The sequence below is a fragment of the Halomonas sp. McD50-4 genome (genome assembly GCF_022348135.1).
Classification (GTDB): domain Bacteria; phylum Pseudomonadota; class Gammaproteobacteria; order Pseudomonadales; family Halomonadaceae; genus Vreelandella; species Vreelandella piezotolerans.
Genome location: NZ_JAKRFG010000021.1, coordinates 1 through 11,671, shown reverse-complemented (window position 1 = coordinate 11,671; position 11,671 = coordinate 1). Strand labels below are relative to the sequence as shown.

Below are 11,671 nucleotides of genomic sequence, written 5' to 3'. Positions count from 1 at the left end.
CATGGCCACCTACCGACGCGCTCACCTACCCGGCGGCACCTACTTTTTCACCGTGGTGACGTATGGCCGCCAACCGCTGTTATCGGATCGCTTGAACATAGACGCCCTCGGTCGAGCTTTTCGTCGAGTGCGCGACGAACGTCCCTTTCTCATGGATGCGTTCGTTCTTCTACCCGACCACCTGCACTGTCTCTGGACCCTCCCCGAAGGCGATGCGGATTACTCTTCCCGATGGAGAGACGTCAAAAAATATGCCTCTCAAGAATTCTTGCTTCCCCTCGGTAGTCAACATGCTTGGCAGCGTGGATTTTGGGAGCACGTCATCCGCGATGAGAACGATTGGCAGCGCCACATGGATTACATCCATTACAACCCAGTGAAGCACGGCTGGGCCAACGCCCCTCGCGAATGGCAGTGGTCCAGCTTCCACCGATGCGTCAAGAAGGAATGGTACGAGCCAGACTGGGGCACGCAAGACATCCCGGACGTCGCCGATATGGACTGGGAGTAGAATACCTGGCCCTCCTACCGGCGTGCGTCGCGGGTGCGCTCCGCTTACGCCGCGCTACGAATATCCCCACACGATAAAGGAGGGGTTCAAGGTCTCGGCAGGGTTGGCGTAGCTAAGCGGCTGCCCTTCCAGGGTCTCTATTCGACCACCTGCATAACGCACGACGGCATGGGCGGCAGCGGTATCCCAGAGACTAGTGGGGCCTAACCGTGGGTACACATCGGCTTTACCTTCCGCAATCAGGCAACTTTTCAGCGAGCTTCCCATGGGCTGAATTTCATAAGCGCCCAGCGTCTCCAACCAAGCGGACAAAGCGGGGCTTGCATGGGAGCGGCTGCCCAGTACCCGCCATGCGCTTCCTGGTGAAGGTTTGCCGGCCACTTGAATCACATGGCGCTGTCCATCAGCGTCGATTCTAAAAGCCCCCATACCGTCTGCGGCGATATAAGCCACCCCCAGCGCAGGCGCCGTGACGACCCCCAAAATAGGCGCACCGTGTTCAATCAGCGCAATATTCACCGTAAACTCATCATTACGCTTGATGAACTCTTTGGTGCCATCCAGCGGGTCGACTAGCCAATAGCGGCCCTCTTTCCCCACGCCTGAAAAGCCCTCTATATCTTCTTCCGACAAGATCGGCAGCGTCGTCGACAGGGCCTCCAACCCGCGCCGTATCACTTGATGCGCCGCTCGATCCGCCTCTGTGAGCGGGCTGTTATCTTCTTTAAGCGTGACATCAAACTCACGAGCATACACGGCCATAATGGCGCGATCAGCGTCCTTGGCAATGGCCAACACCTGTTCGAGTAATTCCCGCATACTCCCCCCAGATAGTAAAAAACCGCCCATAGGACGGTTTTCAAACACTCAGTGTTCAACAGCTCGTCAAACGTCGTAGCCCGCTTCCCGGGCGAGCGTGGTGTTGGCTTGCAGCCAGCCTTCGATGTGCCCGCAATCGAAGGTGCGGCCATGCATGCGGAACGCCTGCACGGTTTGACCTTCTTGCATCAAGCGGTCGATGGCATCGGTTAGCTGGATTTCATTACCCGCACCCGGCGGCTGATCGCGCAGCAGCTCCATAATGCGGTACGGCAGCACATAGCGGCCAATGACAGAAAGGCGCGACGGCGCGTCTTCCGGCTTGGGCTTTTCCACCACGCCACGCATGGTGGCGCTCTCCCCCGCGGCTGGTTCATCGCAGTCGACAATGCCGTAACGGTAAACGTCTTCTTGCGGCACCGCTTCTACCATGATTTGCGACGCATCCGAAGCTTCCCAGCGCTCGACCATGCTGCCCAAGTCACACGCGCTGCTGCCTACCTGGGGTTTGACCAGTACGTCCGGCAGAATCACCGCAAAGGGCTCGTCTTTGTCTAACAAGTGAGAAGCGCAGTAAATGGCATGGCCCAGCCCTTTGGCGTTGGGCTGACGCACGCTGGTCACTTTCAGCTTTTTAGGCGAAATGGCCGAGAGCGTTTCCAGCAGCGCATCTTTACCCTTGCTGGCCAGCGAGTGTTCGAGTTCAAAGTGGGCATCGAAGTGGTCTTCAATGGCCGATTTTCCGGCACGGGTGACCAAAATGATTTCGTTGATACCCGCCGCCAGCGCCTCTTCCACCACGTGCTGGATAAGGGGGCGGTCCACCACCGGCACCATCTCTTTAGGAATCGCCTTGCTGATCGGCAGCAGGCGGGTACCGAATCCAGCCACCGGAATAATCGCTTTGCGTACTTGAGTCATCATTAACGTCCTTTTATTGAGCGTGCCTTCCACGAGAAGTCATAAACATCGAACCACGCCAAACGATATGCAATAGACATGCCGAACAATATAGCAGGAACGCCTCTACCGGAGCGAGCCTAGTACCACCTTCGGCACTCCTAGCGGAGTGCTTCGCGGGTGCGCTAACGCTTACCACGCGCTACGAGTATCTGCACCGCCCCGTAGCGCGGCGTAACGACTGAGCGAGAGCAACGAGCGAATGAGGCACCCGCGAAGGCGGCGATAGCCGCCTGGATGATGCCACGGTGAATCATCAAACCTCGGTGCCTGCATCGGAACTCCTAGCGGAATGCTTCGCGGGTGCGCTATCGCTTACCACGCGCTACGAGTATCTGCACCGCCCCGTAGCGCGGCGTAACGACTGAGCGAGAGCAACGAGCGAATGAGGCACCCGCGAAGGCGGCGATAGCCGCCTGGATAAGGCCACCGTGAAGGATCACACCTCAGTACCAAAATCCGGCATTCCTGAGGGAGTGTTCGCGGGTGCGCTCCGTTTACCACACGCTACTTGAATGACTTACCCTTTCAACACGCCAGATAACAGCGAGGTGGCACTTTCAATCAGCTCGTCGAGATGCTGCGGCCCTTTGAAGCTTTCCGCGTACACTTTGTAGAGCGATTCCGTGCCGCTGGGGCGGGCGGCGAACCAACCGTTTTCGGTGGTGACTTTCAAACCACCGATGGCGGCTTGGTTACCCGGGGCTTTGACCAAAACGGCGGTGATGGGGTCGCCTGCCAAGGTGGTGTCGGTGATGCTATCGGCGGTGAGGTTTTTAAACGCGGCTTTCTCTTCTGCGCTGCAGGCGGTATCGACCCGTTTATAGAACGGCTCGCCAAAGCGCTCGGTGAGGGTTTGATAATACTCGCTGGGCGTTTTACCGGTCACGGCCATGATTTCAGCAGCCAGCAAACACAGCACGATGCCGTCTTTATCGGTGGACCACGCCTCGCCTGCTTGGGTGAGCAGGCTTGCGCCAGCGCTCTCCTCACCACCGAAGGCCAACCAGCCTTCGTGCAAGCCATCCACGAACCACTTGAAACCGACCGGCACTTCAAACAGCTCAAGGTTGTGAGAAGCCACGACACGATCGATCATCGAAGAAGAGACCAGCGTTTTACCGATTTTCAGCGAATCGCGCCATTGGGGGCGATGGCTGATCAGGTAATCCACGCAGACCGCCAGGAAGTGGTTCGGATTCATTAGCCCATTGGCATCGACAATGCCGTGGCGGTCGGCGTCCGGGTCGTTGCCAAAGGCGATATCGAAGCGGTCTTTGATCTTGAGCAGGTTCGCCATGGCATCCGCACTAGAGCAATCCATGCGGATCTTGCCGTCGTGATCGGGGGGCATGAACCCGAAGCTGGCATCAATGGTAGTGTTCACGACGTCCAGGTGCAGGCCAAAATGCTCACCAACCGCCTGCCACACGGGCAGCGCCGTGCCGCCCATCGGGTCTGCGCCCAGCCTTAGGTTGGCGTTCTGGATGGCGGGCATGTCCACCACGCTGCCTAAATGGGCCACGTAATGTGCGGTGTAGTCATACTCCTGGGCGTGGGCTAGCGCGTCTTCCAACGATACCAACGTAATGTCACTTAACTGACGCAGCAGGTACGCATTGGCACGCAGCTCGATCCACTGCGTCGCTTCGGTATCGGCAGGGCCACCGTGATAAGGGTTGTACTTGATACCGCCATCTTCCGGCGGGTTATGGCTAGGGGTGATGATCAAACCATCGGCTTTTGCCGCAGGCATGGCATGGCGCTGCTGCGCGTTGTGCTGCAAAATCGCATGGCTGACCAACGGGGTTGCCGTGTAACCGTGGCCTTTTTCCACCATCACCGGCACGTTATTGGCTGCCAGCACCCGCAGTGCACACTCCCAGGCGGGGCGTGAAAGCGCATGGGTGTCCACACCTAAAAACAGCGGCCCTTGGTAATCTTCCGCTTGGCGGTAATCCACCACTGCTTGGGTAATGGCGATAATGTGCGCCTCGTTGAACGTGCGCTGGGTAGCGCGACCACGGTGTCCCGAGGTGCCAAAGGCCACCCGCTCGCTCGCAATGCTGGCATCCGGTGTCTGATCAAAAAATGCCGCTACGATGGCTTCCATGTGCATCTCCTTGCTAAATTCGCCACACGCACTGCGACTCCCGCCGCGCACACTATAAATATGACGATGATAGTAATAAGCAAAACGCCAAGGCTAGCATACCCTTAGCGTAAAGTTGCCCAATAAAAACTCAACGCTGCCAGTGTAAAACTATCTTCTAACTTGCCCTGCGCTAACTCACTTGGCAAAGCCTTTATGGGTATTTTTACAATGCGCTCTGCTTCTCGATCCCGACTATGTGGTGGGTGATTAGAGGGCAATTTCGCCAAATAAATATCGATACAGGAAGTTAGTATGGCCGTATTAGGGCGTACTTTTCCCAGCCTGGTAAGCTGTGCTGGCGCTGCGAGTAGCCCCGTTTCCTCACGCAGTTCTCGCAGCGCGCACTGCTGCGATGTTTCGTGAGCTTCACCGTAGCCACGCGGAATTTCCCACGTTACTGCCCCCTGTTGGGCGGGTCTGCGCATCTCCAGCAGCCACACCGTATCACCCACCAGCGGCAGCACCGCTGCTCCGGCCTGCGCCCCCGGCTCATCGACATAGTGATAGGCACCCTCTCGCACCACGCGAAACCAAGGGTTCTGATACTCGATATGCTCATCTGAGGAGTGTGTAGGCACTATTTCAACTCCACGCCCATAAAGCGCGTTAGTTTAGGATAAAGGCCAAACCAGTTGCGCCGCTCACACCAGGAAACCCCATGCGCCTTGGCTTTCTCTTCCGCGTACTCCAAGGCTTTATCGGCCAAAATGCTCGCCAGCTCTTCGGTGCCCAAGGTAGAGATAAAGTTAAACAGATCATAGCCTGCTTTCAGCGTGGCCAACTCTTCCCGTCGGCTACCAATTGAAATACCCGTATCCAACAGCCACAGCGGCAAACGAGAAAGCACCTGGATGCGATCCATCACGAACGCCTCCCCTTCCCCCACGAACAGGCCGTTGTAACTCGCATCCACGACTTCCAAGCGGAACTGATCACGCTGAAGAGCGGGTATCTCCAACGCGCCAAGCGCCGAATACCAATCAGAACGCGACCCTAGCGGCTTGCCGCTTTGTTCGACCAGCGCCAGCGTTCGTTGGTGAACGCTGCGCTGCTGTTCCGCCTCTACAGCAACCTCCGTGGTGGAAGTAGCAGCCCTTGCTAACCGCAAGCGTATTTGCTCGCTCAATGCCCCGGGCTTCTTCTCAAGCGACACGATAGAGGGCTGATAGCAGGTTAAAACATCGCTAGCTTTTTCTAACTGCTTTTTGAGCTGGGTAGCCTGCGCAGCAGTCAGCTCGCCCTTACGCACGCCGCCCAACTGAGACACCACATAGTTGGCATCTAAGTGCTCAAAATAGTCGACCAGGGAAAAGCCATTCTCCAGGCCGAAGCCGCGAATCATCAGCTTGCTCTCGTTGTGTTCATCGCGCTTGAACCAACGCTGAACATGCTTGGATGCCAGTAACGAAATAATCGCCGGGTTATCGATCAGTAAATTAGGCGAAAGCACCACGCCATCCGCAAACAGCACGCCCGCCATAAAACGAGCGCGTACGTCATCTGGGCTTAACTGGCGCACGGAGTCGCAATTAGCCAGAAACAGCTTCTCTTTTAGAATCATCGACCTGTTACCTAGCCACAACAAAGTGCCACAAAAAAGCCAGCCGAAAGGCTGGCTGGATTGAACTACTCACGGCCGGATTACGCCAGCGATGCGGCGATTTTCTCTGCGCACGACGTCGCCTGCTCGGCATCCACTGCCTCAACCATCACACGAATCAGCGGCTCGGTGCCTGATTTACGTAGAAGCACACGACCGCGATCGCCAAGCTCGACCTCCACGTTGGCGACCGCAATTTTGACTTGCTCGCTCTCTAGCGGGTCGACGCCCTCTACGGCGGTGTAGCGAACGTTAATCAACGTTTGCGGTAGCTTGTGCATGCCCTGCTTTGCCACAAACAGCGTTGCCTCTTGCTGCAATAAGCAGGTGAGTACGCGCAGTGAGGCAATGATGGCATCGCCTGTGGAGGCGTGGTCTAGGCTCAGTAAGTGGCCAGACCCCTCGCCGCCCAAGCGCCAGCCGGTGGCCTTGAGTTGCTCCATCACGTAGCGGTCGCCTACTTTGGCACGCTTAAAGGGCACCTCCATGGCTGCCAGTGCTTGCTCCAGGCCCAGATTGCTCATTTGAGTACCGACGACACCGCCGGTATAACCCGATGCCTTGGCATCTTTCGCCAGCAGGAACAGCAGCTCATCGCCATCGACCACCGACCCGGTATGATCCACCATCATCAGGCGGTCGGCATCGCCATCCAGCGCAATCCCCAGGTCGGCTTCATGCTGCAGCACGGCCGCCCGTAGGCTTTCCATCGCCGTGGCACCGCAGCCCGCGTTGATGTTCACGCCGTTGGGCTGGTCGTGAATACTCACCACGGTGGCCCCCAGCTCGCGGTACACGGCCGGGGCCACTTTATAGGCAGCGCCGTTGGCGCTATCCACCACTACTTTCAGGCCGCTCAAGCTCAAGTGGCCGGGCAGGTTGGCTTTACAGTATTCGATATAACGCCCAGCGGCATCGTCCACTCGGCGGGCTTTACCCAACAGCTCCGAACTCACACACGTCATGCCGCCTTCGATGGCGGTGTGCAGCAAACGTTCGATCTCTTGCTCTTGTACATCAGTCAGTTTAAAACCACCCTGACCAAAAATCTTGATGCCGTTATCGTGAAACGGGTTATGCGAGGCACTGATCACCACCCCGGCATCCGCACGGAAGGTGGAGGTTAAATACGACACCGCCGGAGTAGGCAACGGCCCAACCAACGCCACGTTCACGCCTGCCGCTGAAAAGCCCGCCTCTAACGCCGACTCCAGCATATAGCCACTGGCACGGGTATCTTTACCGATGATGACTTCTTTAATGCCTTCTGCGCCCAGCACCTGCCCAGCGGCCCAGCCCAGCTTCATGGCAAGATCGGGGGTCATGGGGAACTCCCCTACTAACCCGCGAACCCCATCGGTACCAAAATACTTTCGCATTCTCCAAACCCACCAAACGTATTATGTTAATGGCTGGCGAGCGCCTTAACGCGCGTCACCTAGCAATGTGTTGATATCCGCCTCAGGCACCGCAATGGCATCGGGTGCCGGAAACGCCCGCTGACCGCTTATCGGTGCCAAGCAGAGTGGCTCACCGTTGCGTAACCGTTGAAGGTGCCACTCGCTCCAGCTTTCCCAGTAGGCCAGCCGTGCTGGGGAAACCGCATTTTCTTGATGCCCGGTATCTTTAGCGGTCATCAATGAATCGTCTCGGTGCGCGCCAAACGCAAGCGGTTCAATCAAGCGTTTTACGGCACTCTTACCAAAATACAGCTTCATGCGTGCCAAGAACTCACTGTCTGCCCCGGTACGCACCAAGTCCCAACTGCCCATGCGCTCAATCACCGCACGACGAAACAGTGGCGAAGACGGGTTCAAGCGCGTAAACGGTGCTGCCTGGCGTACAAAAAACTTCCCTTCATCACTTAAGCGAACCCACTGAGACGTGGTCGCCATGATGGATGGATGTTTCAGCATGGGAGCCAGTTGGCGGCTAATTTTTTCAGGGTGCGACCAGTCATCGGAATCATGGCAGGTAATGAACTCACCATGCGCCTGCTGGTAACCGTAGGTTTTAGCAACGTACGTGCCCGCGTTTTTCGGCAACTGATAACACCGAACCCGCGCATCTTTTTTAGCGCACTCCAAGAGCTGCTCAAAGGTGTTATCAGGGCTAGCGTCATCCACCACGATGACCTCGAGGTGACGGTACTGCTGAGCCAATAACGAATCAATTGCACGAACGGCACGCTCTCCCGAGCAGTACGTCGTCATCAGTACACTGACCAACGGCCCTTGGCTTGCAGGCGCGCTTTCATCATCTCCGTGGGAGGGCTTATCCACCGCTGCAAGATTCATGACGCCCAACGGGGCGTGCTCATCAACGGGCCTAACAGCGGAAAGCCCATGGCGGGCCAAAAACTGATTGATGAAGTCGCACTGTTGAAGCGCCGTGGTGGCGGTGAGGTTACTTTCCACCAGTAGCGCTTCAGGATTGGTTTTTTTAGCCGCCTGCTGGTAAGCCTGTAGCCTCTGCTTGGCTAAGGGATAATCCCCCAACCGCATGGCTAAGCCTACGGGTAGAAAAGACGAAGCAGGTAGCACCGCTTCATGGCAGAGCTGTTCCGCCAAGGGGGGCGAAAAGGCAGCGATGGCTTTAATGAACGCAGGCACACGGGCACCTAGTTGGCCGCTTTTCAATAGTGAACGCGCCACCGCCTCGGCTTGCTGTGCTTCCCCCAGTGCCGTTAACGAGGCCGCTCTAGAGAACTGAGCATTCACGTTATCTGGGAAGGCAGGCTGGTCCACCACTGTTTGGTACATTCCCAAGCGATAGTAAGACCACACCCCCGCCGCTGATTGCGCGAACGATGAACCACCCGCCGCCAAGGCCAGCGCGTGCTGCCCCACCCACTGGCGCAGCCGTGCTTTTCCTGCCTTAAACACCTGCATCCTTACTCCTGCATTACCACCTACCTGACTAGCTTACGGGCTGATCAGGTAATGAAAAATCAAAGGTGAGCGCATGGCCGTTAGGTTCCTGCGACTGCCCCAACGGTACACCCGCAGAGTGTTCCAATTGCTTCACCTGACGCTTTAAGCGGTCATTCTCTTCCAGCAACTGGCTCAACTGCTCAGCCATTTCGCCACGCTCTACCGCATAGTGCTCCACCAGCGATCGCAAACGTGCTTCCAGGCTCGCGATTGTTTCCTGTGCATCTGACATGGCATCCCCACTCAGGCATTATTTTTTTATCGCTTCCTGCACGTCTATGCGGCAACCTCAATGCCACAGGCGGTTCACTCCTGAACACCCACCTACAAAAAAGGGCCTGAAGGCCCCTTCTTGATCATCTTATCAGAAGCCAGCTTCCGCGCCCCAATGGCGCCGCCAACGCATTGCTTTGCGGGTGCGCTCCGCTTACCGCGCGCTACAGGTACATACACTGACCCTGTAGCGCGGCGTAACGAAAGAGCGAGAGCAACGAGCGAAAGAGGCACCCGCGGGGGCGGCGGATAGCCGCCTGGATGAAACCACCGTGAGTCATCAAACCTCGGTGCCATCATCGGCACTCCTATCAGAGTGCTTCGCGGGTGCGCTCCGCTTATCACGCGCTACAGGTGCATACAATGAACACGCAGCGGCGGCCCGGCACATAGGCGGCGCTTAGCCGCCCCGACGTAGCCACCCAAACCGCCTCACTCCACCGTGACACTCTTCGCCAAATTACGCGGCTTATCGACATCGGTGCCTTTCACCAACGCCACATGGTAAGAAAGCAACTGAAGCGCCACCACGTGCAACACCGGTGAAAGCAACCCGTAGTGCTCAGGCATCAACAGCACGTTCACACCGTCAGACGACTTCACCTCACTGCCACCATCGGCAAACACATAAAGCTGGCCGCCACGGGCACTCACTTCCTGCATGTTGGCTTTCAGCTTTTCCAACATTTCATCGTTGGGCGCTACCACCACCACAGGCATTTCAGAATCGACCAGAGCCAGCGGGCCATGTTTCAGCTCACCCGCCGGGTAGGCTTCCGCATGAATGTAAGAGATCTCTTTGAGCTTCAGCGCGCCTTCCAAAGCAATGGGGTAATGCCGACCGCGGCCCAAAAACAGCGCATGGTGCTTATTGGCAAAATGCTGAGACCACGCTTCGATGCTGGGCTCTAACGCCAGCACTTTATCAACGGCAATGGGCAAGTGACGAAGCTCGTCTAAATATGCTTTTTCAGCGTCATCGCTCAAGCGCTGGTTCGCCTTGGCAAGCAGCAGCGTGAGTAAGAACAGTGCACTAAGCTGAGTGGTAAACGCCTTGGTAGAGGCCACACCAATTTCCGGGCCTGCGCGGGTGATAAAGCGCAGCACGGTTTCACGCACAATGGCAGATTCCGGAACGTTACAAATCGCCAGGGTGAAGGTATGCCCCTGCGCCTTTGCGTGGTGCAGCGCCGCCAGGGTATCCGCGGTTTCACCGGACTGAGAAATCACCACGACCAACTGCTTTGGGTTAGGCACGCTATGGCGATAGCGATACTCGCTGGCAATTTCTACGTTGCAAGGAATGCCCGCCACTTGCTCAATCCAGTACTTCGCCGTCATCCCTGCGTAGCTAGAGGTACCACACGCTAGAATCAGTACCGAATCTACCTGCTGGAAAATCTTAGCGGCTTCCGCACCAAAAATGCCGGGCTGCAACTGCCCTGCCCCGCTAATCATTTCCAGCGTGTTGCTAAGCGCCTGGGGCTGCTCGAAGATTTCCTTCTGCATGTAGTGGCTGTAATCGCCCAACTCGACCGCGTTGGCATTCAAGCTAGACGTGACAATGGCACGTTCAACCATCTGGCCAATACCATCAACCACGACCACCGCATTGCGGCTCAAACGGGCTACATCGCCGTTTTCCAGGTACATCATCCGCTTGGTAACAGAGAGCAGCGCAGAGGCATCGGATGCCGCATAGTAGCCATCTTCTGCAACGCCCAGCATTAACGGGGAGCCTTCACGGGCAACCACCAAGCAATCCGGCTCCTCCTCACTAATGACGGCTAACGCAAACGCCCCCTTCAGGTGGGCAACGGCACACTGCACGGCAGAAAATAGATTTTCAGCGGGTTCGCCAATTTGGCCCTTAAAACAAGCTTGAATCAGGTGAGCAATGGTTTCTGTGTCGGTATCCGAGGTGAACACATACCCCAGGCCTTGAAGCTGCTCACGGAGAGACTCGTAGTTTTCGATGATGCCGTTATGCACCACCGCCAAGCCAGAGGAGATGTGCGGGTGAGCATTGCGCTCGGCGGGAACGCCATGAGTAGCCCAGCGTGTGTGAGCGATACCCACATGCCCGTTAATACCCGCTTCCGCCACTTTGCTGGCTAGCTCCGCAACACGCCCTTTGGCACGGGCGCGCTGCAACCCATTATTGAGTACCGCCAAGCCTGCCGAATCGTAACCGCGATACTCCAGGGTGGATAACCCTGCGAGTAAAAAATCGGTGCTTTCCTTTGCGCTAATCGCGCCAACAATGCCGCACATAATATATCCAGTTATTAATCCCGGCTTATTCATGAGGCCGGCCCGAAAACGAAGATAGCGGATGGTATTCTCTTGAAAATTCAGTGTGTTCCGCCAAGAATCTGAACCAAGAGAGCCATCCGCTATGGGTGAAAGCCTATCCACCT

10 protein-coding genes are annotated in these 11,671 nt (G+C 56.8%); 1 reads left to right on the top strand and 9 read right to left on the bottom strand.

Annotated features, from left to right (window positions below; all coding sequences use genetic code 11):
* The first annotated feature begins 1 nt into the window (after position 1).
* Positions 2 to 511, top strand: coding sequence for a transposase (locus MHM85_RS17610; RefSeq protein WP_239286543.1), 510 nt, complete (start codon positions 2 to 4; stop codon positions 509 to 511).
* A gap of 54 nt (positions 512 to 565) precedes the next feature.
* Here the strand turns inward: MHM85_RS17610 and cysQ are convergent, their stop codons facing one another.
* The 9 genes from cysQ to glmS form a co-directional block, all read right to left on the bottom strand.
* Complete coding sequence (cysQ, locus tag MHM85_RS17605) at positions 566 to 1,330, bottom strand: 3'(2'),5'-bisphosphate nucleotidase CysQ (RefSeq protein ID WP_239286542.1); 765 nt, start codon at positions 1,328 to 1,330, stop codon at positions 566 to 568.
* 66 nt (positions 1,331 to 1,396) lie between these two features.
* On the bottom strand, positions 1,397 to 2,251 hold the full coding sequence (locus tag MHM85_RS17600; protein WP_289073770.1) for a UTP--glucose-1-phosphate uridylyltransferase: 855 nt from the start codon (positions 2,249 to 2,251) through the stop codon (positions 1,397 to 1,399).
* Between the two features lie 559 nt (positions 2,252 to 2,810).
* Positions 2,811 to 4,403 (bottom strand): phosphoglucomutase (alpha-D-glucose-1,6-bisphosphate-dependent), encoded by a 1,593-nt coding sequence (gene pgm, locus MHM85_RS17595; protein WP_239286540.1) that lies wholly within the window; start codon positions 4,401 to 4,403, stop codon positions 2,811 to 2,813.
* 104 nt (positions 4,404 to 4,507) lie between these two features.
* Positions 4,508 to 5,023, bottom strand: coding sequence for an NUDIX hydrolase (locus MHM85_RS17590; RefSeq protein WP_239286539.1), 516 nt, complete (start codon positions 5,021 to 5,023; stop codon positions 4,508 to 4,510).
* Positions 5,023 to 6,006: a hypothetical protein gene (locus MHM85_RS17585; RefSeq protein ID WP_239286538.1), complete on the bottom strand. Its 984-nt coding sequence runs from the start codon at positions 6,004 to 6,006 to the stop codon at positions 5,023 to 5,025. Before MHM85_RS17585 ends, MHM85_RS17590 begins: the two co-directional genes overlap by 1 nt.
* A gap of 80 nt (positions 6,007 to 6,086) precedes the next feature.
* Entirely contained in the window at positions 6,087 to 7,424 is a 1,338-nt protein-coding gene (gene glmM, locus MHM85_RS17580; protein ID WP_239286537.1) for a phosphoglucosamine mutase, read from the bottom strand.
* 45 nt (positions 7,425 to 7,469) lie between these two features.
* A complete protein-coding gene (locus MHM85_RS17575) occupies positions 7,470 to 8,936 on the bottom strand; it encodes a glycosyltransferase family A protein (RefSeq protein ID WP_239286536.1) in 1,467 nt (488 codons plus the stop codon).
* A gap of 28 nt (positions 8,937 to 8,964) precedes the next feature.
* Complete coding sequence (locus MHM85_RS17570) at positions 8,965 to 9,210, bottom strand: hypothetical protein (protein ID WP_239286535.1); 246 nt, start codon at positions 9,208 to 9,210, stop codon at positions 8,965 to 8,967.
* 473 nt (positions 9,211 to 9,683) lie between these two features.
* Positions 9,684 to 11,525 carry a glutamine--fructose-6-phosphate transaminase (isomerizing) gene (glmS, locus tag MHM85_RS17565; RefSeq protein ID WP_239286534.1) on the bottom strand — a complete coding sequence of 614 codons (1,842 nt, stop codon included), beginning with the start codon at positions 11,523 to 11,525 and terminating at the stop codon, positions 9,684 to 9,686.
* Positions 11,526 to 11,671: the final 146 nt, after the last annotated feature.

Coding starts and splice junctions, on each gene's coding strand:
- MHM85_RS17610 (WP_239286543.1), top strand. CDS start 2: ATGGCCACCTACCGACGCGCTCACCTACCCGGCGGCACCTACTTTTTC.
- cysQ (WP_239286542.1), bottom strand. CDS start 1,330: ATGCGGGAATTACTCGAACAGGTGTTGGCCATTGCCAAGGACGCTGAT.
- MHM85_RS17600 (WP_289073770.1), bottom strand. CDS start 2,251: ATGACTCAAGTACGCAAAGCGATTATTCCGGTGGCTGGATTCGGTACC.
- pgm (WP_239286540.1), bottom strand. CDS start 4,403: ATGGAAGCCATCGTAGCGGCATTTTTTGATCAGACACCGGATGCCAGC.
- MHM85_RS17585 (WP_239286538.1), bottom strand. CDS start 6,006: ATGATTCTAAAAGAGAAGCTGTTTCTGGCTAATTGCGACTCCGTGCGC.
- glmM (WP_239286537.1), bottom strand. CDS start 7,424: ATGCGAAAGTATTTTGGTACCGATGGGGTTCGCGGGTTAGTAGGGGAG.
- MHM85_RS17575 (WP_239286536.1), bottom strand. CDS start 8,936: ATGCAGGTGTTTAAGGCAGGAAAAGCACGGCTGCGCCAGTGGGTGGGG.
- MHM85_RS17570 (WP_239286535.1), bottom strand. CDS start 9,210: ATGTCAGATGCACAGGAAACAATCGCGAGCCTGGAAGCACGTTTGCGA.
- glmS (WP_239286534.1), bottom strand. CDS start 11,525: ATGTGCGGCATTGTTGGCGCGATTAGCGCAAAGGAAAGCACCGATTTT.